The following is a 23,013-nucleotide window of genomic DNA, read 5'->3' as shown; positions in this document are numbered from 1 at the left end:
CTGAGGGCACGCCGGGACCGGCTCAGCCCCGCGCGAGCAGCAGCCGCAGCGGGGTGGAGCACGGGTCACCGGGCACGGCGCGCAGCACGGTCTCGGTGACCATCCCGGCCGACCGGTAGAGCGCCAGCGCCGCGGCGTTGTCCGCGGCCACCTCGAGCCACAGCCGCCCCGTCCCCGCCCACGGTGGCCGCTCGGGGGTCTCCCCGGTCGCACCGGGCACCCCGGCGACGGCGAGGGCGGCACCGAGCAGTGCCCGCCCGGCGCCGGTGCCGCGCCGGTCGGGATGGACCACGAGCCGGTGCAGCTCGACGCCCGGTTCCGGGCCGCGCGGCGCGGCCAGCACGGCGTAGCCCGCCGGGCCGGGCTCGCCGGGGCGTTCGAGGATCAGGTGCATCCGTGCCGGGTCGGCCGCGGCGTCGTCGTGCCACTCCGGTCCGGTGGTGTCGCCGATGCCGGGGGCGCCGTCGTCGAGCGCGGCCAGTGCCGCCGAGTCCGCCGGGCCACCCCACGGCCGCAGGACCGTGTCGCGGGCCGGGCGGGCGGGCGTCGTGCGTACACCGGTCGTGCGTGCACCGGTCGTTCGTGCGGGGGTCACCACCCGGCCATCGTGCGTCCACCCGCGCGGACCCGCTCGGGCGGGGGCCGGGTGGGACCGGGATCAGGACCGCAGGAAGGTGTCGATCTCCGCGGCGAACGGCTCCGGGTCGAGCAGCAGCTCCAGGTGCCCACCGGGGTAGCGGCTGATCCGGGAGCGGCGGATCCCGCGGTGCAGCATCGTGGCGTTGCCGCGCGGGACGATCGGGTCGTCGTCGCCGGCGATGATCAGGGTGTCGGCGGTGATCGCCGGCAGCAGCGGCAGGCTGGTCCAGCCCGAGAGCGCCATCAGCTGGTAGTAGTAGCCGCGCATCGGGCCGCGCCGGGCGCCCGCGCCGAGTGCCTCCGCGGCCCGTTCCGGGTGGTCGCGCAGCGAGCCGCCGTAGATGCGGGCGGCGACGGCGTCGATGTAGGACGGGTCCTGGTGGCGCTTCGGCGAGGTCATGACGGCCATCACCCGCGGCGAGGCGGGGATCATCAGCGCCCCCGGCCCGGTCGCGACGAGCACGAGCTTGCGGACCCGTCGTCGACGGCTGATCGCCAGCTGCTGGGCCAGCATCCCGCCCCAGGAGAACCCCAGGACGTCGGCCTCGCGCACGCCCAGCTTCGTGAGCACCTGGCCGAGCCGGTGCGCCATCCACGTCAGGTGGTACGGCATCCGCGGCACCGCTGACCCGCCGATGCCCGGCGGGTCGAACCGGATGACGTCGAGGTCCGCGGGCAGCGCCGCGACCAGCGGGTCGAGCACGTCGGTGGCGGCGCCGATGCCGTTGCACAGCAGCAGCGGGGTACGGCGGGGGCCCGGGCCGGAGGCGGGGCGACGCACGACGCGCAGGGCCCGACCGCCGACGAGCACGTCGTGCTCCTCGAGGCCTGCCCCGCCCACGGGACGGGAGCTGGAAGTGGTCATCACCGTCGAGCCTAGGCGCCGTGGCCGGGCGGTGGGGTGCCGGAAAGGCCGAGGTGTGACGATCCCGGGCCCGCCCTCAGACGGGGGCGGGTTCGCCCAGGTAGGTGCCCGGCGCGGGGAACAGCGGTCGCAGGCGGCGGCCGCCCAGCTCGGGGGGTGCGTCGCGCACCGTGCCGGACCGCTCGACCAGCCAGCGGGCCAGGTCGTCCCACCAGGAGCCCTCGACGGCCTCGGCCCCGGCCCGCCAGCGCTGCGCCACGCCGTCGCCGGTGGAGCAGGGGGCGGCCCGGAACCCGGTCGCCATCGACGGCGGTGCGATCAGCGCCCCCGCCTGGTCACCGGGGGCCAGCACGAGCCGGCAGCCGCCGCCGAGGCGCTGTGCGGTGCGGTACCCACCCGTCCAGGGCTGTACCGGGTCGTCGTCGGCGGCCACGAGGTAGCTGTCGCGCCGCAGCTCGGCGAACCGGACGGGGGTGCCGAGGACCCGCACGTCGGGCCGGTCGGGGTCCGCGCCGTCGCCGGTGGCCGCGGCGAGCGCGGCGAGGTCGGTGTGCAGCCCGGCGGGCAGCGGCAGCAGGTCGGCCACCCAGGCCCGCATCGCCCGCGCGGCGCGGCCGTCCAGGTCGGCGGTCCCGCCACCGTGTGGCACCGCCCACGGCAGCACCCGGTCCGGGCCGCGCCGCCACGCCCAGGCCCGCACCGCCGTCGCGCCGTCGAGGACGCCGTCGCGGGCGGCCAGGTCGGCGGTCTCCGCGACGGTCGCCGGGTCGGGCGCGAAGCCGGGCAGCGCGTCGGACTGGTCGAGGACGGTGGCGAGGTAGGCGACCGCGGCGACCCGGTCGTCGAGCCCGATCGCGGCCTGGTGGGCCTGCACCGCCGCGGTCAGCAGCCCGCCGGTGCGCACCCCGAGCAGCGACACCCGCGGGGCGCGGGTGATCCGCCCGCAGGCGTCGACGGCGTCGAGGACGGCGGCGGCGTGCGCGTCGAGGTCCCGGTCGGCGTCGGCCGGGCCGGCCGGGCGCCAGGACAGCGCGAACACCTGCAGGCCCTTCTCGAGCAGGTGCTCGACCAGCGAGTACCCCGGCGCGAGATCGGCCAGCCAGTAGCGGTGCACCAGCGGCGGGACGACCAGCACCGGGGTGTCGCGCACCTTCTCGGTCCGCGGCAGGTACTGCAGCAGCTCGAACATCGGGGTGCGCAGGACGACCGCGCCGGGGGTGGCGGCGACGTCGCGGCCGGGGACGGGGCCGCCCCGGGCGTCGCGGGCGCCGGTGTCGAACGGGACCGAGGGGGTGTCGGCGCCGGGGGGTGTGAAGACCCGCTCGGCGGCCTCGGCCGGGGCCGGGCAGGCCTCGTCGGCGGTCGTGGTGTCGGTGGCCACGCTGTCGGTGGTGGCCACGCGGTCGGTGGCCACGGTGTCGGTGGCCGCGGTGGCCGCGGTGGCGTCGGTCACGGCGGCGGCCCGTCCGCGGTCGTCCTGCCGGCCGGGACCGGTCCTGGCCGTGGCAGCGGCGCCGTCCCTGGCACCGGCTCCCGCCGATCCGGTGATCACGAGCGGGCCGGCGCCCGGCAGCAGCAGTGACGTGAGGCCCGCGAGGGTCGCGCGCAGCCGCTCGGCGTCCGCGGCGGGCAGGGGCATGTCGGGGCTCGCGACGGCGTCGTCGAGCAGCCCGGCCACCGCCCCGGTCGTCGCGAGCAGCACCTGGGCCACGCACCGCGCCACCGGTGCGACCGGGCCGGCCGGCACGTCCGGAGCCAGGTCGGAGCGGCCCAGGCCGACCCGGCCCAGCTCGGCGACCCAGCCGCCGCCGCGGCGCAGGAGCAGCAGCGGCCGTGCGGACACGGCGGCCGCCAGCCGCAGCCCCGCCGCGGGCAGGGCGAGGGGGCCGGCGTCGGCTGGGGTGCGGTCGCGCTCGCTCATCGCCTCCATCATCCCCACCGCGACCGGTCGCGGCGCGTTCACCCCGTCGTCGGGCGGCGTTCGGACCGGACCGGCATGGTGGCCCGGTCGCGTCGCACGAGAACCCGGAGCCCGATGAGCACCGTCGCACCGTCCACCCCGTCCCCGGCACCGCAGACGTCACCGCAGACGGCCCCGCTGACGGCAACGCTGACCTCCACCGCCGGGGCGGGTGCGTTCCTACGGGAATTCCTGCGCGACCCGCTGCGCACGGCATCGGCGCTGCCGAGCTCCCGGGCGCTGGCCCTCGCCGCGACGGCGCCGGTCCCCGCGACCGGGGACCCGGTCGTCGTCGAGCTGGGGCCGGGCACCGGGGCGTTCACCGACGTCATCGCCGAGCGGCTCGGCGGCCGCGGCCACCATCTGGCCGTCGAGCTGAACCCGCGCCTGGCCACGCTGCTGCGGGCCCGCCACCCCGGCCTCGACGTCGTCGTCGCCGACGCGGCCGAGCTGCCCGCGCTGCTGGCCGCCCGCGGGCTCGCCCGTGCCGACGTCGTCGTGTCCGGGCTGCCGTGGGCGGCCTACCCGCGCGAGGAGCCGTGGCTGACCGACGTCGTCGCCGGCTGTCTGAACCCCCACGGCGCCCTGACCCAGTTCGGCTACTCGGTGACCCGGGCCCTGCCGCCCGCCCGCCGGCTCCGCCGCCGGCTCGCCGCGGCCTTCGAGGAGGTCGTGCACGGCCGCGCGGTGCTCGCCAACCTCCCGCCCGCGTTCGTCCTCACTGCCCGCCGCCCGCGGCTGCCCCGGGGCTGACCTGGCCCGTCACCGCCGGGGAGGCTCCCTGCCCGCCCACCGGGCGGCGCCGCCACGACGCCCGGCTACCCTGATCCGCGCCCCGCAGCCGTGTCGGCGTCGACGCGCGGACGTGGCGGGGAATCGCCGGTTCCCACCCGGGAACGACCCACGGACCAGGGGAGACGTGTGTCGCAGACCCAGCTCGTGTCGCCCGACACCCGCCCGCTGCGCGCGTGGCAGCGCAGCGCACTCGCCCGCTACCTCGCGACCTCGCCGCGGGACTTCCTCGCGGTCGCGACCCCGGGCGCGGGCAAGACGACCTTCGCCCTGCGCGTCGCGTCGGAGCTGCTGCGCGACCGGGTGGTCGACGCGATCACCGTCGTCACCCCGACCGAGCACCTGAAGTACCAGTGGGCCGAGTCGGCCGCGGCCGCCGGGATCGCGCTCGACCCCGAGTTCCGCAACTCCGCGGGCGGCACCTCGCGGGACTACCAGGGCATCGCGATCACCTACGCCGGCGTCGCCGCGCACCCGATGCTGCACCGCAACCGGACCGAGAACCGCCGGATGCTGGTGATCCTCGACGAGATCCACCACGCCGGCGACGCCAAGAGCTGGGGCGAGGGCGTCTACGAGGCGTTCGAGCCCGCCACCCGCCGCCTGGCCCTGACCGGTACGCCGTTCCGCTCCGACGACAACCCGATCCCGTTCGTCGAGTACGTCCCCGACGCCGAGGGCGCCCCGCGCAGCCGCGCCGACCACCAGTACGGCTACGCCGAGGCGCTCGCCGACAACGTGGTCCGGCCGGTCGTCTTCCTGGCCTACTCCGGCACCTCCAACTGGCGCACCAGTGCCGGCGAGGAGATGTCGGCCCGGCTGGGGGAGCCGCTGACCCGCGAGCAGACCGCGATGGCCTGGCGGACCGCGCTCGACCCCTCGGGGGACTGGATGCCCGCGGTGCTCGCCGCGGCCGACCGCCGCCTGCAGAGCCACCGCGACGGGGGCATGCCCGACGCGGGCGGCCTGGTCATCGCCACCGACCAGACCGCGGCACGGGCCTACGCCGCGTTGCTGACCGGCATCACCGGGGTGCGGCCCGCGGTCGTGCTGTCCGACGAGGCGGGCGGCTCGGAGCGGATCGCGGAGTTCTCCCGCTCCACCGAGCGGTGGATGGTCGCGGTCCGGATGGTGTCCGAGGGCGTCGACGTGCCGCGCCTCGCCGTCGGCGTCTACGCCACCAGCGCCTCGACCCCGCTCTACTTCGCCCAGGCCATCGGCCGCTTCGTGCGGTCGCGGCGGCAGGGCGAGACCGCGTCGGTGTTCGTCCCCAGCGTCCCGGTGCTGCTCGGCCTGGCCAGCGAGCTGGAGGCGCAGCGCGACCACGTCCTCGGCAAGCCGCAGCGGCCCGAGGAGGTCTGGAACGACGCCGAGCTGAACGAGGCCAACAAGGTCAAGGACGAGCCCGGTGAGCAGGAGCAGGCGTTCACCTCCCTCGGCGCCGACGCCGAGCTGGACCAGCTGATCTACGAGGGCGCCACCTACTCCGCCGACGAGGAGGACTACCTCGGGCTGCCCGGTCTGCTGGAGCCCGACCAGGTGCGCACCCTGCTGTCCCAGCGGCAGGCGGAGTGGATCGCGAAGGGGTCACCGCGCACCGGTGCCCAGGCCCGCGCGACGCCGGCGACCGAACCGACCCCGCCGCCGGCCGCCGAACGCGGGCAGAGCGTCCGGGAGCGGCTGCAGACCCTGCGCAAGGAGCTCAACACCCTGGTCGCGCTGCACAACCACAAGACCCGCAAGCCGCACGGGAAGATCCACAACGAGCTGCGGGCGCACTGCGGCGGCCCGCCGGTGGCGATGGCGACCATCGAGCAGCTCGAGGAACGCATCGCGACCCTGCGTTCCTGGCGCTGAGGGCCGCCCTCGCGGGCCGCGACCGCGCGCGAGCCCCGTTCCTGCGCGGGCGGGGCCCGCAGGCAGCACCGTCGTGCTGGGACCACCGCGCAGGCCGGGCCGGAAGGGCACGGCGGCCCGTGCCCGGGCGATGGGGCGGCCTGTCGCCGTCGCGGGGCTGCAGCGCCACCGCAGCGCCACCGCAGCACCACCGGGACGCCGGTGCGGCCGAGCACACGGTGATCCGTTCCGCGCGCGCTGATCCGCTCGACGCGCGCGTCCGGACACGCGCGGACCGCGGATCACCGCGCAGACTGCGGATCACCGCGCGGACTGCGGATCTGCGCGCGCACCGCGGATCACCGTGGGGATGGCGGATCAGCGCGCGGACTCCGGATCAGCGCGGACTGGGGATCAGCGAGCGCCGCGGGTCAGCGTGTGGACTCCGGAGGACCGTGCGCGGACGGATCAGCGTGCGGACTCCGGATCAGCGCGCGGACGGCGGATCACCGTGCGGACCGCGGATCACCGCGCGCGGAACGGATCACCGCGGGCGTCGTGTCGCCGGGCCGGTCAGGGCGGATCGGTCAGGATGGGGCGGCCCGGTCCCGGGCGGACGTGGCGGGCAGGGGGACGGGTTCGTCGCCGTCGCGGGACCGCAGGGCCACGGCGAGGACCACCAGGCCGATCCCGACCGCCTCCAGCGTCCCGGGCAGCTGACCGAGCACCACGAGCCCGACCAGGGTCGCGGTGGCGGGCAGCAGCGCCAGCAGCACCGCGAACCGGGCCTGCCCGACCCGGCGCAGCACGACCTGGTCCAGCACGTAGGGGATCAGCGAGCTGAGCACACCCAGCCCGATGGACAGGGCGAGCACCGCCGGATCGGCGAGCGGTGCGAGGTTCGCGACGCCGAACCCGGTCGCGGCTCCCGGACCCCCGACGAACAACAGCGGGACCAGGACGACGGCGGCCACGGTGAACCCCGTCGCCAGGTCGTCGATGCCGGAACCGGCGCGTGCGACCCGCTTGCCCAGCACGATGTAGGCGGCCCACATCGCCGCCGCGCCCAGTGCCCACAGCACACCGGCCGGGCTGCCGGACCAGCGGACGTCGGCGATCAGGAGCACGCCGACGGCGGCCAGGCCGACCGCGCCGATGTCGCGGAACCGGCGGGAGGCGAGTGCCGCGACCAGGACCGGGCCGGTGAACTCGACCGCCACCGCAGTGCCGAGCGGCAGCCGGGCGATCGCCTCGTAGTAGGCGACGTTCATCAGGGCCGTGGCCAGCCCGAACACCCCCGCGCGGACGAGGCGGACGCCGCGCCAGGCGTCGCGGTCGGGGCGGCGCCAGGCCAGGAGCAGCAGCGCGGCACCGATCAGCCGCAGCTCGGCGACCGCCGACGGCGCCAGCCGGTCGAACAGCCCGACGGCCAGTGCGGCCCCCACGTACATCGAGATCCCACCGGCCAGGAACAGCAGCGGAGCGGGAACACGATCGGGCGACGGGCGGGGACTCACTCGCCCACCGTAGTCCGCGACACACCGTATTTACCGTGGCGCGCTTGCACGTCGGCCGAGTTCCCCGCATGATTCACACGCAGTCAACTTCATACGCAATCGGTCACCGCGGGTACATCGCGGCGCCACCGGACCGTGCGGCCCGCGCCACACGTGACGGACGTCGCGACGCATCCCGGGAACACGTACAGGGGCCTCGAGCGTCTGTACAGGTGTGGGCGAGCCGCTCGTGCGGTCGTCACAGTGATACGGCGGCGAGCGCCCGAAGCCCGCCGCCGCGACGGAGGGAGACCGCTATGCAGCCCGAAACGCTGACCCGGCCCGAACTGACCCTTGCCGACCGTTGCGACCGCTGCGGTGCGGCTGCCAAGGTGCGCGCGATCCTGCCCTCCGGTGGGGAACTCCTGTTCTGCAACCACCACGGTCGTGCCCACGCCGAGAAGCTGCGTGAGTCCGGGGTGCAGGTGCAGACCGGGGAGTGACGCCCGGGGCCGCCGCGGCCCCACACACAGACCCGCGAACGGGGCGGGGATCCGATCGGATCCCCGCCCCGTTCGGCATGTCGGGGGTGTCAGGAGGTCGGGCGCCTCAGGATGCCGGCGCGAACGGCTCCTGTCCGGAGCCCGTGCCCTCGTGCGTCCCGGCCCGCCGCGACGGCGCCGGGTCGGCGGGCAGCGGGGTCGCGCCGGTGACGATGTCGGCGGCCCGCTCTGCCACCGCCACCACGGGGCCGTAGGTGTTGGCGTTGGGCACGTCCGGGAAGATCGACGCGTCGACGACCCGCAGGCCCTCGGTGCCGTGCACCTGCAGCGTCGACGGGTCCACGACGGCGTCGGCGTCGGTGCCCATCCGCGCGGTGCTGGTCGGGTGCAGCCCGTTCTGGGCGCGCCGGGACACCCAGTCGAGGATCTCGGCGTCGGAGCGGACGGCCTCCCCGGGGAAGGTCTCCCCGGCGTCGAGGTCGGCGAACGCCGGCTGGTTCAGGATCTCCCTGGCCAGGCCGACGGCCTCCACCCAGCGACGCCGGTCGCCGTCGGTGACCAGGTAGTTCTGCACCAGGCGCGGCGGGACCGCGGTGTCGCGGGACACCGCGCGCACCGTCCCCCGGACGTCGCCCGCCATCACCGAGACGTGCATCTCGTAGCCGTGCCCGACCGGCGGGACGTCCGGCGCGAAGCGCATCGCGACCGGAGCGAACAGCATCATCACGTCCGGGATGTCCCCGGCCATCGAGGTGGAGGCGAACCCGCCGATCTCGAAGTGGTTGCTCGCCCCGACCCCGGTGCCCGAGACCAGCCAGCGGGCCGCCGCGGCGGGCAGCCGGTGCGGTGCCCGCTGCGGCGCCAGCGAGATCGGCTGGGAGCAGGCGTGCTGCAGGTGCACCGCGAGGTGGTCCTGCAGGTTCGCGCCGACCCCCGGCAGCGCCACCCGGGTCTCGACGCCGATGCCCGCGAGGTGCTCCGGGTCACCGAAACCGGACACCTGGAGCAGCTGCGGTGTCGCGATGGAACCGGCGGCCAGGATCGTCTCGCCGGCGTCGACGTCGCGGATGGTGCCGTCGGAGGCGCGGTAGCGGACCCCGATGACCCGGGTGCCGCGGGCGTCGGTGCGCAGCGCGCGGACCAGGGCGCCAGTGCGCACGGTCAGGTTGGGCCGGGAGCCGGCGACCGGGTGCAGCCACGCGTCGGTGGCCGAGAAGCGGCGCCCGCGCGAGATCGTGCGTTCGGTGCGGGAGAAGCCCTCCTGGACCGGACCGTTCGTCGAGTCGACCAGCGCGTGCCCGGCCTGCTGGGCCGCGGCCAGGAACGCCGCGTTCAGCGGGCCGGCCGCCGGGGCCCGCTCGAGGATCTGCGGGCCGTGGCCGCCGTCGGGCAGCGGGGTGCCGTGCTCGGAGGTCCGACGCTCCAGGCGGCGGAAGTAGGGCAGCAGGTGGGCCGAGCTCCACTGCTCGCAGCCGGGCAGGCGGGACCAGCGGTCGTAGTCGCCCGGGTGGGCCCGCTGGTAGACCATCCCGTTGATGCTGCTGCTGCCGCCCAGGACCTTCCCGCGCGGGACGGCGATCCGGCGCCCGGCCAGACCCGACTCGGGCTCGGTGACGTAGCACCAGTCGTAGCGCGGGTTGCCCCACGCCTTGGACAGCGCGGCGGGCATCCGGATGATCGGGTCCCAGCGGTGGTCGGGGCGGCCCGCCTCGAGCATCAGCACCCGGCGTGTGGGATCCTCCGTGAGCCGCGAGGCCAGCACCGCCCCCGCGGATCCTCCGCCGACGATGACGACGTCGTACCGGCCCATTCGCGTCCTCCACACGTACTGTCGGGATTGCCCTGTTCGAGGGAGCAACCCCCCTTGCGTGGATCACGGTACGCCGCGGCCACCGCCCGTCGTCGCCGCCCCCGTACGCTCGACGGCGTGACGACGACCGAGCGTGGTGCGGACGACGGAGCGGACCTCCGCGACCGGCCCGCGGACGACGCCGACACCGCGTTGGCCGCCCTCGCGGCCCAGCTGGACGCGTCGGTCGCCGCGCTGTCCTCGGCCCGCCTACGGGTGGCCGAGCTGCAGGAACTGCGGGCACAGGGGCTGAGCTGGCGGGAGATCGTCCCGCGCGAGGCACGGCTGCTGATCGTCGAGACCCTCACCCGCACCCTCGACGGCCTGGGCGCCGTGGGTGGCAGGTTCCGCCGTGAGGAGGCCGTCGCGCTGCACGGCGAGGGCGAGTCGATCGCCGGGATCGGCAGGCTGTTCGGGGTCAGCCGCCAGCGCGCGTCGGCCTACCTGCAGGAGCACCAGCAGCTCCTCGAACGGGGCGCGGCCCGCGAGGACCGGCCGGAGACCTGACCCCGGGGATCAGGTCTGGTCGCGCCGGCGGTGCCGGGCCTGCCGCTGGGCGGGCACCCGCGGCGCCACCGGTGCCGCGGGGGAGCGGCGGGCCGCCGGGATCAGCGCGGTGCGGTCGACCGCGTCGGACTGCTCGGGCACCGCGGACGCCGCGGTGCCCAGCTGCAGCCGGGCCAGCTCGCGGACGTCGGTGAGCCGGGCCGCGAGTGCGGTGACCACCGGCGCCAGCGCGACGACCAGCCGCTCGCCCAGCGGGTCGTCGGGCCCGCCCCGGGCGAACAGCTGCAGGGCGCCCGCGGTACGCCCGGCGACCGGGACCGGCACTGACAGCGAGCGGACCAGACCGCAGTCGGCCGCGGCCGCGGCCAGCTCGGGCGGCCCGGTCCGGGTCAGGTCCGGCGTGGTCAGGGTGCGGTCGCCGCGCTCGGCGGCGGGGCCCGGCCCGGCGTCGGCCCGGCGCTGCAGCTCGCCCAGGCGCAGGGCGGCGGTGTCGGACCCGAAGACCCGCCGGGCCTCGGCGTCGCGGGGGTCGGCGGGCTCGCGCAGCAGCAGCGCCGCACCTCCGACCCGGGCGGCGGGCACCAGTGCGACGCAGATCCCGGACAGCATCGCGGCGACGTCCGCGTGCGCGACGGAGACGGAACCGGCCTGCAACGCGACCCGCACCAGGGCGGGTGCCGGGTCGGGCATCGGCCGCCCGGTCGTGCCGGAGGTCCAGAGCGAGGCCGCCATCTCGTCCCTTCCGCGTCAGCTCCCGCGAGCGAGGTCCGTGACACAGCGTCGCGGGTGTGGTGGGTGAGGATAACGATCGTGGTCACCGCCGCGGACGGCGGCTCGCCCGGCGCGTCCGACCGATCACCGCAGGTGACCGAAGTCGCGGCTCCGGTGACGGGGGGTGTCCGAACGGCGCGGTGCGACCGACGTCGCCCCGGCGGGACCGGGCGGGCCGCGTAAGGTCTCCGGACGTACCGCGGGAGCCCGCGCACCGAGGCTGAGAGGGCGGCAGGACCGGCCGCCGACCGTTCGAACCTGATCCGGGTCACACCGGCGTAGGGAGGCCGCTCCGTGCTGTCACGTGCTCTCCGTCCACTGGCCGTCGTGCTGGCGCTCGCGCTCGCCCTGTCCGGCTGCGCCGCGGGCGACGGCTCCGGGGCCGCGGCCGGGGGCGGGCCGATCCGCGTCGCGCTGGACTGGACGCCGAACACCAACCACATCGGGCTGTTCGCCGCCCAGCAGGCGGGCTACTTCCGCGACGCCGGCCTCGACGTCGAGTTCCTGCCCTACAACCAGACCTCGCCGGACACCCTGGTCGGCTCCGGCGCCGCGGACTTCGGCATCGGCTTCCAGGACTCGTTCACCTTCTCCAGGGCCGCGGGTGCCGACATCACCTCGGTCATGGCGATCCTGCAGCACTGGGCCACCGAGATCGCCGTGCGCGCCGACCGGTCCGACCTCACGCGGCCGCGCGACCTGGACGGGAAGGTCTACGCCGGGTTCGGCGGGCCCGGCGAGAACCAGAAGATGCAGGCCGTGATCCGGGCCGACGGCGGGCGCGGAGACTTCCGCACCGAGGTGCTGTCCACCGCCGCCTACGAGGCGCTCTACTCGGGGCAGGCCGACTTCACCGAGCCGTTCGTCAACGTCGAGGGGATCGAGGCACAGCTGCGGGGCGAGCCGATCCGTACCTTCCGCTACACCGACTACGGCTTCCCGGACTCCTACAACGTGCTGCTGCTGGGCAACTCGACCTGGCTGCGGGACAACCCGGACACCGCCCGCAGGTTCGTGCAGGCCGTCCAGAAGGGCTACGCGCTGGCCGCACAGGACCCGGCGACGGCGGCGCGGATGCTGAAGGAGGCCAACCCCGGCGCGTTCACCTCCGACGAGCTGGTCGACCGGGGCGCGCAGATGCTCAGTGAGCGCTTCCTGCGCGACGCGCGGGGCCGCGTGGGGTTCCAGACCCCGCAGCAGTGGGCCGGCTTCTCCGGGTTCCTCTACGACACCGGCACCGTCGCGGGGCCGGACGGGGCCCCGGTGCGGCAGAAGCCGGACTTCTCGACCTGGTTCACCAACGACTACCTGGCACCGTGACCCGTCGGCTGTGGCCGGCCGTCGCGCTGGTGACCGCGTTGCTGCTCACCTGGCAGGTCGCGGTCACCGTCGCCGGCACCCGGCCCCAGGTGCTGCCCTCGCCGCTGCGGGTGGTCGAGCAGGGCTGGGCGTTCCGGGCCGAGCTCTGGGCGAACACCCTCCCGACGGTCCAGGTGACGCTGATCGGGTTCACCGTCTCGATGGCGCTGGCCTGGGCCGCGGCGGGCGCGGTGGACTTCTCGCCCTGGCTGCGGCGGGCGCTGACCCCCCTCCTGGTGGCCTCGCAGACGCTGCCGGTGGTCGCGATCGCCCCGCTGCTCATCATCTGGTTCGGTTTCGGCCTGCTGCCGAAGGTGCTGGTCATCGCGCTGGTGACGTTCTTCCCGGTGGCGGTCGGGCTGATCGAGGGCTTCGCCGCGACCGACCGCGCCGCGACCGCCCTGCTGCGGTCGATGGGTGCCTCGCGCTGGCAGCGGTTCCGCTACGTGCGGTTGCCGGGGGCGCTGCCGTCGTTCTTCACGGCGCTGCGGATCGCGATCACCTACGCGGTGACCGGGGCGATCTTCGCCGAGTACGTCGGCGCCCGGGCCGGCCTGGGGATCTTCATGCAGCTCCAGAAGAACCAGTTCCGCACCGACCTGGTGCTCGCCGCGGTCGGTGTCACCGCCGTGCTGTCGGTGACGTTGTTCGCACTGACCTTCCTGCTCCAGCGCCTGGTCACGCCCTGGTACGTGGCCGACCACGACGGGGGAGGTGCGCGGTGAAGGTCGTGGTGCGCGACCTGTCGGTGTCCTACGGCGACCTGCCGGTGCTGTCCGGGGTGAGCCTGGACGTCGCGCCGGGGGAGTTCGTGTCGCTCGTCGGGCCGTCGGGATGCGGCAAGTCGACGCTGTTCGGGGCCCTGGCGGGCATCCTCGACGGGGCGACGGTGACCGGCGACATCGAGGTCGACGGCGGCCCGGTGCGCGGTGCCCCGTTCGGTCTGATGCCCCAGCAGGACCTGCTGTTCCCGTGGCGCACGGTCCTCGACAACACCGCCCTCGGGCTGGAGGTCGCCCGCGTGCCGCGCCGCGAGGCCCGCGAGCGCGCCCGCGCGCTGTTCGAGCCGTTCGGGCTGGCCGGCTTCGAGGACGCCCGCCCGGGCGAGCTCTCGGGCGGCATGCGTCAGCGCGCGGCGCTGCTGCGCACCGTCGTCGCGGGCCGGCAGGTGCTGCTGCTCGACGAGCCGTTCGGCGCGCTGGATGCACTCACCCGGACCGCGATGCAGGACTGGCTGGAGTCGGTGCGCGCCCGCTACGGCTGGACGACGGTCCTGATCACCCACGACGTGCGGGAGGCGGCCCTGCTCTCGGACCGGGTGCTGGTGTTCTCGCCGCGCCCGGCGACGGTGGTGCGGGAGCTCGTCGTCGACGCCGGGCGTCCGCGCAGCCGTACCGACCCGGCGCTGGCCGCGGTCGAGGCGGACCTGCTGGACACCCTGCGCGGCTGAGGCAGGGCCGGCGTTCCGGCGCTCCGGATCGTGCCCGAGGGCAACAAAGTAGGCGTTCGTGACCGGATCGTGATGACGAAACGGGAACTGTCTCGATTCAGAAGGCTGTTGCGGAGCCGGTTCCGCCCAATACGTTGGCGCTCGCAACATTCACCCGTTCGTGATCATGCGAGCGGTCCACAACGTCGTGGAGGGAGACCCCGATGGGGGCACGGAACACGGGGCGCGGTCCCCGGCTGCGTCGGGCGGTCGCGGCGGCGGGCCTCGGCCTGCTGCTGGCCGTCGCGGGCTGCGGACAGAACAGCGCGGGCGGCGGCGACGACACCGCCGGCGGTGGCTCCGGCGGGTCCGGCGGCGGGGTGAAGGTCGGGGTGATCCTCCCCGAGACCGACTCCTCGGCCCGCTGGGAGGGCTTCGACAAGCCCATGCTGGACGCGGCGCTGCGCGCCGAGGGCATGGACCCCGACATCCAGAACGCCCAGGGCGACGAGCAGAAGTTCTCCACCCTGGCCGACGGCATGATCTCCAGCGGTGTCAAGGTCATGATCATCGCCTCGATCAGCAGCGACGGCGGCACCGCCGTCGCCCAGAAGGCGAAGGCCCAGGGCATCCCGGTCATCGACTACGACCGGCTCAACCTCGGCGGCGTCAGCGACTACTACGTCTCCTTCGACAACGAGAAGGTCGGCGCCCTGCAGGGCGAGGGCCTGGTCCAGGGCATCGGCAACAAGCCGGGCGCCCAGGTCATCGAGATCGAGGGCGCGCCGACCGACAACAACGCGACCCTGTTCTACAACGGCCAGCAGACCGTGCTGAAGCCCAAGTACGAGTCCGGGGCCCTGAAGCTCGTGCAGAGCCAGAAGATCGACAAGTGGGACAACCAGGTCGGCGGCACCACCTTCGAGCAGATCCTCACCGGCAACGGCGGCAAGGTCGACGGCGTCGTCGCCGCCAACGACGGCCTCGCCGGCGCCATCGTCACGGTGCTGGCCAAGTACGGCCTGAACGGCAAGGTCGTGGTCACCGGCCAGGACGCCACCGCCGACGGGCTCGCCGCGATCCTGCGCGGGGACCAGTACATGACGGTGTTCAAGCCGATCGAGCAGGAGGCGCAGGCCGCCGCGAAGCTCGCCGGTGCCCTGGCCAAGGGCGACACCGCGGCCGCCGACGGCGTCGCCACCCAGACGGTCGAGGACCCGAAGGGCAACCGTGACGTCAAGTCGCTGCTGCTCGAGCCGCAGCTGATCACCAAGGACTCGGTCAAGAAGGTCACCGACGCCGGCTACGTCAAGGCCTCGGAGATCTGCAACGCCGAGACCCAGGCCGCCTGCGGCCAGCTCGGCATCAAGTAGGACCCGCAGCCGGTCCGGGCCGCGGCGGTGATCCCGCCGCGGCCCGGCCGGCGCCCACGTGGAAGGTGCCCGAAGTGGCCGACCCCATCCTCTCCCTGCGCGGTGTGTCCAAGAGCTTCGGCGCCGTGCAGGTCCTGCACGACGTCGACCTGACCGTGCGCGCCGGCGAGGTCACCGCGCTCGTCGGCGACAACGGCGCGGGAAAGTCCACCCTGGTCAAGTGCGTCGCGGGGATCCACCCGATCGACTCCGGCGAGGTGCTGTTCGAGGGGGCTCCGGTGACCGTCGCCGGCCCGTCGGACGCCGCCAAGCTCGGCATCGAGGTCGTCTACCAGGACCTCGCGCTCGCCGACAACCTCGACATCGTCCAGAACATGTTCCTCGGCCGCGAGCGCGGGCGCTCCTGGATGCTCGACGAGGGCTCGATGGAGCAGGCCGCCCGCGACACCCTCGCGTCGCTCTCGGTCCGCACCGTCACCTCGGTCCGGACCCCGGTCGCGTCGCTGTCCGGCGGGCAGCGCCAGACCGTCGCGATCGCCAAGGCGGTGCTCTGGGACTCGCGTGTCGTGCTGCTCGACGAGCCGACCGCGGCGCTCGGCGTCGCCCAGACCCGTCAGGTGCTCGACCTCGTGCGACGGCTGGCCGAGCAGGGCCTCGGCGTCGTGCTCATCAGCCACAACATGGCCGACGTCTTCGAGGTGTCCGACCGGATCGCCTGCCTCTACCTCGGCCGGATGGTCGCGCAGGTCCCGACCCGCGAGGTCACCCACTCCGACGTCGTCCAGCTCATCACCGCGGGCCGCTCCGGCGCGCTCGGGCTGCCGCGGCCCGAGCAGGCGGTGTCCTGATGGCCCCCCACCCCGACCCGTCCGGCCCGGCCGGCCCGGGAGGAGACACCGTGACCGAACGGACGCCCGCGCCCGAGCAGGAGCAGAGCGCGGCCCGCCGGGCGAACCCCGCCAACCGGGCCGCCGACTTCGGCATCGACACCACCGCCCGCACCACCCGCGAGGCGATCACGGCCTACCTGCGCGGGCTGCGCGGCGGCGACCTGGGCTCGCTGCCCGCGCTGCTCGGCCTGGCCGCGCTGTTCGTGCTGTTCAGCGTGCTCGACTCGGGCGGCACGTTCCCGAGTCTGCTCAACCTCGCCAACCTGCTCCAGCAGGGCGCCGGTCCGACCATCATCGCGATGGGCCTGATGTTCGTGCTGCTCACCGGGGAGATCGACCTGGCCGCCGGCACGGCGTCCGGGCTGGCCGCGGCGCTGATGGCGCTGCACCTGATGAGCGACGGCAACGTGCTCGGCGCCACCGGCACCACCGTGTTCGTCCTGCTGGCGGCGGTCATGCTGGCCGGTGCCGTGCTCGCGGCGCTGGTCCGGGTGTGGGCCGGGTCGGTGATCAGCCTGCTCACCGCGGTCGTGCTCGTGATCGGGGTCCCGGCGAACGCGTTCACCGTGATGGGGCTCGCCGTCGGCGTCGGGGTGGTGATCGGCTGCCTCACCGGGTTCCTCGTGGCCCGGATCGGGATGCCGTCGTTCGTCGTGACGCTGGCGTTGTTCATCACGTGGCAGGGGGTGATCCTGCAGCTCATCGGGGACGGCGGCACCATCGCGCTGCGCGACCCCTTGATCAACGCGGTGGCGAACGGCAATCTCTCGGTCACGGCGTCGTGGGTGCTGTTCGTGGTCGTCGCCGGTGGCTACGCGCTGGTCCAGACGGTCCGGCTGCGGACCCGGCTGCGCAGCGGGCTGGTCGCGCCGCCGACGGGGCTGGTCGCGTTGAAGATCGGAGCGGTGGTGGTGCTCGGCGGCCTGGTGACGTTCGCGCTGGTCCAGGACCGTTCGCCGGGCGTCATCGCGATCGCCGGGGTGCCCTACGTCGTCCCGATCGTGCTCGTCCTGCTGGTGCTCGGCACCTGGGTGCTCGACCGGACCCGGTTCGGCCGCCACGTCTACGCCGTCGGCGGCAACCGGGTGGCCGCGCGCCGGGCCGGCATCGACGTCGCCCGCATCCGGGCGTCGGTGTTCGTCATCTCCACCGCCTTCGCCGCGATCGGCGCGATCGTCTACTCGTCGAAGATCGGGTCGGTGAACCCGGCGGCCGGTGGCGGCAACACCCTGCTGTTCGCGGTCGGCGCCGCGGTCATCGGCGGCACCTCGCTGTTCGGCGGACGCGGCCGGATCAGCAACGCCGTCATCGGCGGCACGGTGCTGGCCACGGTGCAGAACGGTCTCGGCCTGCTCAAGCAGCCCGCCGCCGTCGTGTTCGTGGTGACCGGCCTGGTGCTGCTGCTCGCGGCCGGTGTCGACGTGGCGTCCCGGCGCCGGGCGGCGGCCACCGGCCGGTGACATGACCCAGCCCGGATCGGGGACCCGACCCGACGACGCGCGCCGGCACAACCGGGCCGTCCTGTTGCGTCGGCTGCACGTCGAGGGACCCTGCACCCGCGCGACGCTGGCCGGCGAGCTCGGCCTCAACCGCAGCACGATCAAGGCGGTGGTGGACGGGCTCGCCGAGGCCGGCGTCGTCACCGAGGCCGTCCCGGCCCGGCGCTCGGGGGCCGGACGGCCGTCGCTGCTGGTGCTGCCAGACCCGCAGGCGGCGGTGGTGCTCGCCGTCGACATCCGGGTCGAGCAGGTGGCGCTGGCGATGGTCGGCATCGGCGGACAGATCCTCGGGCGGCACAGCTGGAACCTGCACCGCACCACCCGGCTGCCCGGCGAGGTGATCACCCACCTCGCCGAGTCCGCCGCCCTGCTCCGCGACGAGCTGGGCGTCGCCGAGCAGGCGGTCGGGGTGTCGGTGCCCGGCGTCGTCCGGCGCTCCGACGGCTTCGTGCACGAAGCACCCAACCTCGGCTGGCGCGACGTCGATCTGGGCACCCGGCTCGCCGCCGTCCTGGCCCGGCCGGTGCAGGTCGCCAACGACGCCGAGGCCGGAGCGCTCGCCGAGCACCTGCGCGGGATCGGCCGCGATGTCGCCGACATGGTCTACCTGTCCGCCGACGTCGGGGTGGGCGGCGGTGTCGTGTCCGGCGGGACGCCGCTGCGCGGCACCGGCGGCTACGTCGGCGAGCTCGGGCACCTCATGCTCCGACCGGACGGGCGGGAGTGCTTCTGCGGCTCGCACGGCTGCTGGGAGACCGAGGTCGGCGAGCCCGCGCTGTGCCGCGCGCTGGGGCTGCCCGAGGACACCCCGCGCGGGGTGCTCGTCGCCGAGCTGCGCGACCTGGCCGCGGTACCGGGGCGGGCCGACCGGCTGCTGGCGGACTACGCCGGATGGATGACCGCCGGGCTCGTCACGGTGGTGAACATGCTGGCCCCGGAGCTCGTCGTGCTGGGGGACCTGTTCGGGGCGCTGCCGCCGTCGGTGGTCGACCGGGTCGGCTCCGAGCTGCGCCGGCGCAGCCTGGTCAGCCGGGCCACGGGCGGGACCCGGCTCGCGGTGTCCCCGCTCGGCCGCGACGGCGCGCTGGTCGGCGCGGCCGAGATCGCGTTCGAGCCGGTACTGGCGGCGGTCTGACGCCGTGCCGGGGCCGGCCCGGCACCACGGCCGGCGGCCCGCGGGCTCAGGCCAGATGGCCGGCCAGCTCCGGCAGCACGCCGACGGTGAAGGTCGGCGGGGTGAGGTACCCGGGCCAGGTGTCGCCGTGGCGGTCCAGCCAGGCCGTCGCCATCCCGACCCGGGCGGCGCCGTGCAGGTCCCACGGGTGCACCGCGACCATCACCGCCTCGCCCGCGTCGACCCCGCAGGCCCGCAGCGCGTACCGGTAGGACTCCGGCGCCGGCTTCCAGATCCCGGCGTCCTCGACCGACAGCACGGCGTCGAACTGCTCCCGCAGGCCGTGCTCGCCGAGCAGTCGCTCGGCCACCGACGCGGCGCCGTTCGACAGCGTCACCAGCCGCAGCCCCGCGGCCCGCAGCGCCGCGACCCCGCCGTGCACGTCGTCGTGCACCGGCAGTTCCAGGAACCCCTCGACGACGTGCCGCGCGCCCGCCTCGGGGTCGGTGACCCCGTGCCGGCGCAGCAGCCCGGTCGCGGTCGCCGTCGCCAGCTCGGCGAAGGTCGTCAGCTCCCCGCCCGCGGCCTGCGCCATGCCCTCGCGCAGGGTCGCGGCGAACCACAGGGGCCCGAGCGACTCCGGTGCGCCCAGCGCGGCGAACCGGGCCCCCATGGGTGTCAGGTCCGACAGGGTCTCGTTGACGTCGAACACCACGGTCGTGATCGCCATCCCCCTACCCTGACGGGTGTGAGTGCTCCCCGCACGGTGCTGGTCCTCGGCGGTACGACCGAGGGCCGTGCCGCGGCCGCCGCGCTGGCCGTCCGTGACGACGTCCGGGTCGTGTCGTCGCTGGCCGGGGCCGTGCGCAGCCCGGCCCTGCCCGACGGCGAGGTCCGGATCGGCGGGTTCGGCGGTGCCGACGGGCTGGCCGCGCACCTGCGTGCCGAGCGGGTGGCGGCGGTGCTCGACGCCACCCATCCGTTCGCGTCGACGATGACCGCGAACGCGGCCGCCGCCTGCGCGGGCACCGGGGTGCCGCTGGTCGTGCTGCGCCGGCCGGGCTGGACGCCCGGGCCGGGGGACCGGTGGCACCGGGTCCCCTCGGCCGCCGCCGCGGCGGCCGCCCTGCCCGACCTGCTCCCCGGCCCCGCCGGGCGGGTCCTGCTCACGACCGGCCGCGGGGGACTGGCGCACTTCGCCGATGTCGACGCGGCGTTCTGGATCCGGGCGGTCGACCCGCCCGACGGCCCGCTGCCCGCCCGGCACGAGCTGCTGCTCGACCGGGGCCCGTTCGCCCTCGACGACGAGCGCGCCCTGTTCGACGCCGTCGTCCCGCACGTGCTGGTCACCAAGGACTCCGGCGGCGCGGCGACCGCGCCGAAGCTCGCCGCGGCCCGGGAACGCGGGGTGGCGGTCCTGCTCGTCGACCGGCCGCCGCTGCCCGGTGGGGTCGCGGTGGAGTCCACGGTGGAGGCGGCTCTGGCCCGGCTGCTCGGGGACTGATCACCAGGGGACCGGCTCGCCCGTCCAGTCGACGAAGGTGCCGGTCGGGCCGCCGTCGGGGGCCAGCAGGAGCCGCACCGCGCCGGCGGCGGCCTCGGCCGGGTCCCCGGCGGACGTGGCCGCGCGGGCGTTGAGGTTGGTCGCCCGCAGCCCCGGGGCCAGCGCGTTCACCGCGATCCCGGCGTCGGCGAGCGACTGGGCGTAGGACACGGTGAGCGCGTTCAGGGCCGTCTTCGACGATCGGTAGGCCGTCGCGCCCCCGCCCGAGCGGTGGTCGAACTGCCGGTTCGGGCCGGTGCTCCAGGTCAGCGACCCGGTCCCGCTGGAGACGTTGAGGATCCGTGGATGAGCCGAGCGCCGCAGCGCGGGCAGGAACGCGTTGGTCACAGTGACGACGCCGAACACGTTCACCTCGTAGACCCGGCGCAGGTCCTCGGCGGTCGACTCCGGGGCCGTCGCGAACGAGTCGCCCACCCCGGCGTTGTTCACCAGCAGGTCCACCCGTTCGACGGCGGCGGCCGCCGCCGCGACCGAGGCCGCATCGGTCACCTCCAGCGCGAGCGGCCGGGCGCCCGCACCGAGTGCGGCGACCGCGTCGGCACCGCGGGCGGCGTCGCGCGCCCCGACGTACACGGTGAGTCCCGCGGCCAGCAGCCCGCGGGCGATCTCGTACCCGATCCCGCTGTTCGCGCCGGTGACGACGGCGACGTCGCCCGCACCCGGTCCGGTCGGCTCGGTCATGACGGCCTCCATCTCGATCTCCAACTCCAACGATGGCGTTGGAGATGAGCGTACGCCCCTTCGCTACCGTGCGGCCATGGCCTGGGACACCGAGGGGACGCGACGCCGGCTGAAGGACGCGGCCACCGCCGAGTTCGCCGAGCGCGGCCGCGAGGGCACGAAGATGAGCCGCATCGCCGCCCGGGCCGGGATCAACAAGGAGCGCCTCTACAGCTACTTCGGCGACAAGCAGGCACTCTGGGACCTCGTGCTGGCCGAGCAGCTCGAGCTGCTCGCCGCCGGCGTCCGCGCGACCGGGACCGGCCTCGACGACGTCGGCGAGTTCGCCGGGGCCACGTTCGACCACCACGCCGACCACCCGGTGCTCGCCCGGCTGCTGCAGTGGGAGGGGCTGGACGCCACCGGACACGTCGCCGGGCGCCCGGGGCGCAGCCGGCACTACCGGGAGAAGGTCGAGCGGTTCGCGGCCGCGCAGCGCGCCGGGACGATCGACGACGGCCTCGACCCGGCCCATCTGGTGTTCGCGCTGATCGCGCTGGCCGCCTGGTGGCACACGGTGCCCCAGCTCGCCTCGATGGTGACCGGTGCCGAGCCCGGTGACCCGGCCGAGCGGGCCGCGCGCCGTGCCTTCGTCGTGGAGGCCGCCCGGCGCCTCGCCGCGCCGCGGCGGTCCCCGGACGAGGTGCCCGGCCCGGATCGGGGGTAGCGGCCGGCCCATCGGTCGCGCGTCGTCCGTCGGGGCATCCGGAACCCGGGGGCTGCCGGAACCCGGGGGAGGCCGGAACGTGGGCACGCCGTACCCGGGGCGGACCGGGCCCCGGAACAGGCCGGGACTCAGGGCAGGCCGACGAGGATCCCGCCCGGTTCCGGGGCCGCGGCCAGCGCCCCGGCGAGCGCCTCCAGCCCGGTCCGCCGGGTCACCAGCCGGCCCGGGTCGAGTCGGCCCTCGGCGACGAGCGCCATCAGCTCCGGGTAGTCCGCGGCGGCCATGCCGTGGCTGCCGGTGACGGTGAGCTCGTGCGCGATCATCAGCGGCACCGGCACCACCGGCTCCCGGGCGAGCAGGCCGACCTGCACCAGCGTCCCCTGCCGGCGCAGCGACCGGACGCCGAGGTCCAGGGCGTCCGCCCGGCCCGCGGCCTCCACCGCGAGGCGGGCGCCGCCGTCGCCGACGGCCTCGCGGACCGCGTCCGGGCCGAGGGCGGTGTCCACCGCCGCCACCGCGCCCAGCTCGACCGCCCGGGCCCGGGCCGCGGGCGAGGGGTCCGCGACGACCGACTCGGCGCCCAGCGCCGCCGCGATCAGCACCGCGGCCAGGCCGACCCCGCCCGCGCCGAGCACGAGGACCCGCTCCCCGGCGACCAGCCCGCCGCGCCCGACCAGCGCCCGGTGCGCGGTGGCGACCCGGCAGCCGAGCAGCGCGGCCCCGGCGGCGTCGGCGTCGTCGGGGACCGGCACCAGGTTGTGGTCGGCATGGTGCAGCGCGACGAGCTCGGCGAAGGAGCCGTCGTGGGTGAAGCCGGGCTGCTGCTGGTGCGGGCAGACCTGTGCGCGGCCCGCCCGGCAGTCCGGGCACACACCGCAGCCGCAGACGAACGGCGCCGTGACCCGGTCACCGGCCCGGAACCGGGTGACCCCGGTGCCGGTCGCGACCACGCGCCCGACCAGCTCGTGGCCGGGGACGTGGGGGAGCGTCACGTCGCCGTCGTGCCCGGCCCAGGCGAAGCGGTCGCTGGCACACAACCCGGTCGCCTCCACCCGCACGACCACCCCGCCCGCGGGCGGCGTGGGGTCCGGCAGGTCGACGACCTCGGGTGGCGCACCGAACGCGGTGATCCGTACTGCTCGCATGGAGGGGATCCTTCCAGGCTCGATATGCTCGCCGT

22 protein-coding genes and 1 riboswitch are annotated in these 23,013 nt (G+C 75.5%); of the genes, 13 read left to right on the top strand and 9 right to left on the bottom strand.

What is annotated here, in order from left to right; genetic code table 11:
- Positions 1-22 precede the first annotated feature (22 nt).
- The 3 genes from KPL59_RS00695 to KPL59_RS00685 form a co-directional block, all read right to left on the bottom strand.
- The gene (locus KPL59_RS00695) at positions 23-595 is read right to left on the bottom strand and encodes a GNAT family N-acetyltransferase (RefSeq protein WP_226351252.1); all 573 of its coding nucleotides are present in this window, start codon (positions 593-595) and stop codon (positions 23-25) included.
- 63 nt (positions 596-658) lie between these two features.
- Entirely contained in the window at positions 659-1,504 is an 846-nt protein-coding gene (locus KPL59_RS00690) for an alpha/beta fold hydrolase (RefSeq protein ID WP_226359585.1), read from the bottom strand.
- Positions 1,505-1,580: 76 nt separating this feature from the next.
- On the bottom strand, positions 1,581-3,425 hold the full coding sequence (locus KPL59_RS00685) for a hypothetical protein (RefSeq protein WP_226359584.1): 1,845 nt from the start codon (positions 3,423-3,425) through the stop codon (positions 1,581-1,583).
- Positions 3,426-3,539: 114 nt separating this feature from the next.
- Here KPL59_RS00685 and KPL59_RS00680 point away from each other — a divergent pair, with 114 nt between their 5' ends.
- The gene (locus tag KPL59_RS00680) at positions 3,540-4,217 is read left to right on the top strand and encodes a class I SAM-dependent methyltransferase (protein ID WP_226359583.1); all 678 of its coding nucleotides are present in this window, start codon (positions 3,540-3,542) and stop codon (positions 4,215-4,217) included.
- 168 nt (positions 4,218-4,385) lie between these two features.
- Positions 4,386-6,113 (top strand): DEAD/DEAH box helicase, encoded by a 1,728-nt coding sequence (locus KPL59_RS00675; RefSeq protein WP_020623500.1) that lies wholly within the window; start codon positions 4,386-4,388, stop codon positions 6,111-6,113.
- 566 nt (positions 6,114-6,679) lie between these two features.
- Here the strand turns inward: KPL59_RS00675 and KPL59_RS00670 are convergent.
- Complete coding sequence (locus KPL59_RS00670) at positions 6,680-7,543, bottom strand: DMT family transporter (RefSeq protein ID WP_226359778.1); 864 nt, start codon at positions 7,541-7,543, stop codon at positions 6,680-6,682.
- A gap of 362 nt (positions 7,544-7,905) precedes the next feature.
- Here KPL59_RS00670 and KPL59_RS00665 point away from each other — a divergent pair, with 362 nt between their 5' ends.
- The gene (locus tag KPL59_RS00665; protein ID WP_020623547.1) at positions 7,906-8,091 is read left to right on the top strand and encodes a hypothetical protein; all 186 of its coding nucleotides are present in this window, start codon (positions 7,906-7,908) and stop codon (positions 8,089-8,091) included.
- 106 nt (positions 8,092-8,197) lie between these two features.
- Here KPL59_RS00665 and KPL59_RS00660 read toward each other — a convergent pair whose 3' ends face one another.
- The gene (locus tag KPL59_RS00660; RefSeq protein WP_226359582.1) at positions 8,198-9,901 is read right to left on the bottom strand and encodes a choline dehydrogenase; all 1,704 of its coding nucleotides are present in this window, start codon (positions 9,899-9,901) and stop codon (positions 8,198-8,200) included.
- 117 nt (positions 9,902-10,018) lie between these two features.
- Between KPL59_RS00660 and KPL59_RS00655 the strand changes: the two genes are divergently transcribed.
- Positions 10,019-10,447, top strand: a complete 429-nt coding sequence (locus KPL59_RS00655; RefSeq protein WP_226351256.1) for a hypothetical protein — start codon at positions 10,019-10,021, stop codon at positions 10,445-10,447.
- 9 nt (positions 10,448-10,456) lie between these two features.
- On the opposite strand, the gene KPL59_RS00650 is transcribed toward KPL59_RS00655, so the two are convergent.
- A complete protein-coding gene (locus KPL59_RS00650; RefSeq protein WP_226351257.1) occupies positions 10,457-11,179 on the bottom strand; it encodes a hypothetical protein in 723 nt (240 codons plus the stop codon).
- A 228-nt stretch (positions 11,180-11,407) separates the two neighbouring features.
- A riboswitch (TPP riboswitch) is annotated at positions 11,408-11,521 on the top strand.
- Here KPL59_RS00650 and KPL59_RS00645 point away from each other — a divergent pair.
- The 7 genes from KPL59_RS00645 to KPL59_RS00615 all read left to right on the top strand — a co-directional run bounded on the left by KPL59_RS00645 (position 11,513) and on the right by KPL59_RS00615 (position 18,903).
- Positions 11,513-12,538 (top strand): ABC transporter substrate-binding protein, encoded by a 1,026-nt coding sequence (locus KPL59_RS00645; RefSeq protein ID WP_226351258.1) that lies wholly within the window; start codon positions 11,513-11,515, stop codon positions 12,536-12,538. It overlaps the preceding riboswitch by 9 nt.
- Positions 12,535-13,302 carry an ABC transporter permease gene (locus KPL59_RS00640; protein ID WP_226359581.1) on the top strand — a complete coding sequence of 256 codons (768 nt, stop codon included), beginning with the start codon at positions 12,535-12,537 and terminating at the stop codon, positions 13,300-13,302. Before KPL59_RS00645 ends, KPL59_RS00640 begins: the two co-directional genes overlap by 4 nt.
- A complete protein-coding gene (locus KPL59_RS00635) occupies positions 13,299-14,027 on the top strand; it encodes an ABC transporter ATP-binding protein (protein ID WP_226359580.1) in 729 nt (242 codons plus the stop codon). Before KPL59_RS00640 ends, KPL59_RS00635 begins: the two co-directional genes overlap by 4 nt.
- 203 nt (positions 14,028-14,230) lie before the next feature.
- Entirely contained in the window at positions 14,231-15,379 is a 1,149-nt protein-coding gene (locus KPL59_RS00630; protein ID WP_226359579.1) for a sugar ABC transporter substrate-binding protein, read from the top strand.
- Positions 15,380-15,453: 74 nt separating this feature from the next.
- On the top strand, positions 15,454-16,227 hold the full coding sequence (locus KPL59_RS00625) for an ATP-binding cassette domain-containing protein (RefSeq protein WP_226359578.1): 774 nt from the start codon (positions 15,454-15,456) through the stop codon (positions 16,225-16,227).
- On the top strand, positions 16,227-17,729 hold the full coding sequence (locus KPL59_RS00620) for a sugar ABC transporter permease (protein ID WP_374111577.1): 1,503 nt from the start codon (positions 16,227-16,229) through the stop codon (positions 17,727-17,729). Before KPL59_RS00625 ends, KPL59_RS00620 begins: the two co-directional genes overlap by 1 nt.
- 1 nt (position 17,730) lies before the next feature.
- Positions 17,731-18,903, top strand: coding sequence for an ROK family protein (locus tag KPL59_RS00615; RefSeq protein WP_226359576.1), 1,173 nt, complete (start codon positions 17,731-17,733; stop codon positions 18,901-18,903).
- A gap of 46 nt (positions 18,904-18,949) precedes the next feature.
- Here KPL59_RS00615 and KPL59_RS00610 read toward each other — a convergent pair whose 3' ends face one another.
- Positions 18,950-19,612 carry a haloacid dehalogenase type II gene (locus tag KPL59_RS00610; RefSeq protein ID WP_226359575.1) on the bottom strand — a complete coding sequence of 221 codons (663 nt, stop codon included), beginning with the start codon at positions 19,610-19,612 and terminating at the stop codon, positions 18,950-18,952.
- A gap of 18 nt (positions 19,613-19,630) precedes the next feature.
- Between KPL59_RS00610 and KPL59_RS00605 the strand changes: the two genes are divergently transcribed.
- Positions 19,631-20,386, top strand: a complete 756-nt coding sequence (locus KPL59_RS00605; protein ID WP_226359574.1) for a cobalt-precorrin-6A reductase — start codon at positions 19,631-19,633, stop codon at positions 20,384-20,386.
- Here KPL59_RS00605 and KPL59_RS00600 read toward each other — a convergent pair whose 3' ends face one another.
- Complete coding sequence (locus tag KPL59_RS00600) at positions 20,387-21,127, bottom strand: SDR family NAD(P)-dependent oxidoreductase (RefSeq protein WP_226359573.1); 741 nt, start codon at positions 21,125-21,127, stop codon at positions 20,387-20,389.
- A 76-nt stretch (positions 21,128-21,203) separates the two neighbouring features.
- Here KPL59_RS00600 and KPL59_RS00595 point away from each other — a divergent pair, with 76 nt between their 5' ends.
- Positions 21,204-21,833: a TetR family transcriptional regulator gene (locus KPL59_RS00595; protein ID WP_226351263.1), complete on the top strand. Its 630-nt coding sequence runs from the start codon at positions 21,204-21,206 to the stop codon at positions 21,831-21,833.
- A 128-nt stretch (positions 21,834-21,961) separates the two neighbouring features.
- On the opposite strand, the gene KPL59_RS36465 is transcribed toward KPL59_RS00595, so the two are convergent.
- The gene (locus tag KPL59_RS36465; protein ID WP_305080505.1) at positions 21,962-22,978 is read right to left on the bottom strand and encodes an alcohol dehydrogenase catalytic domain-containing protein; all 1,017 of its coding nucleotides are present in this window, start codon (positions 22,976-22,978) and stop codon (positions 21,962-21,964) included.
- Positions 22,979-23,013 lie beyond the last annotated feature (35 nt).

Origin of the sequence: Pseudonocardia sp. ICBG1142, assembly GCF_020496255.1 — a bacterium.
Taxonomy (GTDB): domain Bacteria; phylum Actinomycetota; class Actinomycetes; order Mycobacteriales; family Pseudonocardiaceae; genus Pseudonocardia.
Note: the sequence above shows the minus strand (reverse complement) of the source record. Positions and strands in the feature narration are given on the sequence as shown.

Excerpts from the sequence above, each read along its gene's own strand:
- KPL59_RS00665 (WP_020623547.1), top strand. The coding sequence starts at position 7,906 with ATGCAGCCCGAAACGCTGACCCGGCCCGAACTGACCCTTGCCGACCGT.
- KPL59_RS00680 (WP_226359583.1), top strand. The coding sequence starts at position 3,540 with ATGAGCACCGTCGCACCGTCCACCCCGTCCCCGGCACCGCAGACGTCA.
- KPL59_RS00685 (WP_226359584.1), bottom strand. The coding sequence starts at position 3,425 with ATGAGCGAGCGCGACCGCACCCCAGCCGACGCCGGCCCCCTCGCCCTG.
- KPL59_RS00615 (WP_226359576.1), top strand. The coding sequence starts at position 17,731 with ATGACCCAGCCCGGATCGGGGACCCGACCCGACGACGCGCGCCGGCAC.
- KPL59_RS00660 (WP_226359582.1), bottom strand. The coding sequence starts at position 9,901 with ATGGGCCGGTACGACGTCGTCATCGTCGGCGGAGGATCCGCGGGGGCG.
- KPL59_RS00630 (WP_226359579.1), top strand. The coding sequence starts at position 14,231 with ATGGGGGCACGGAACACGGGGCGCGGTCCCCGGCTGCGTCGGGCGGTC.
- KPL59_RS36465 (WP_305080505.1), bottom strand. The coding sequence starts at position 22,978 with ATGCGAGCAGTACGGATCACCGCGTTCGGTGCGCCACCCGAGGTCGTC.
- KPL59_RS00610 (WP_226359575.1), bottom strand. The coding sequence starts at position 19,612 with ATGGCGATCACGACCGTGGTGTTCGACGTCAACGAGACCCTGTCGGAC.
- KPL59_RS00620 (WP_374111577.1), top strand. The coding sequence starts at position 16,227 with ATGGCCCCCCACCCCGACCCGTCCGGCCCGGCCGGCCCGGGAGGAGAC.
- KPL59_RS00600 (WP_226359573.1), bottom strand. The coding sequence starts at position 21,127 with ATGACCGAGCCGACCGGACCGGGTGCGGGCGACGTCGCCGTCGTCACC.
- KPL59_RS00690 (WP_226359585.1), bottom strand. The coding sequence starts at position 1,504 with ATGACCACTTCCAGCTCCCGTCCCGTGGGCGGGGCAGGCCTCGAGGAG.
- KPL59_RS00670 (WP_226359778.1), bottom strand. The coding sequence starts at position 7,543 with ATGTACGTGGGGGCCGCACTGGCCGTCGGGCTGTTCGACCGGCTGGCG.
- KPL59_RS00595 (WP_226351263.1), top strand. The coding sequence starts at position 21,204 with ATGGCCTGGGACACCGAGGGGACGCGACGCCGGCTGAAGGACGCGGCC.
- KPL59_RS00650 (WP_226351257.1), bottom strand. The coding sequence starts at position 11,179 with ATGGCGGCCTCGCTCTGGACCTCCGGCACGACCGGGCGGCCGATGCCC.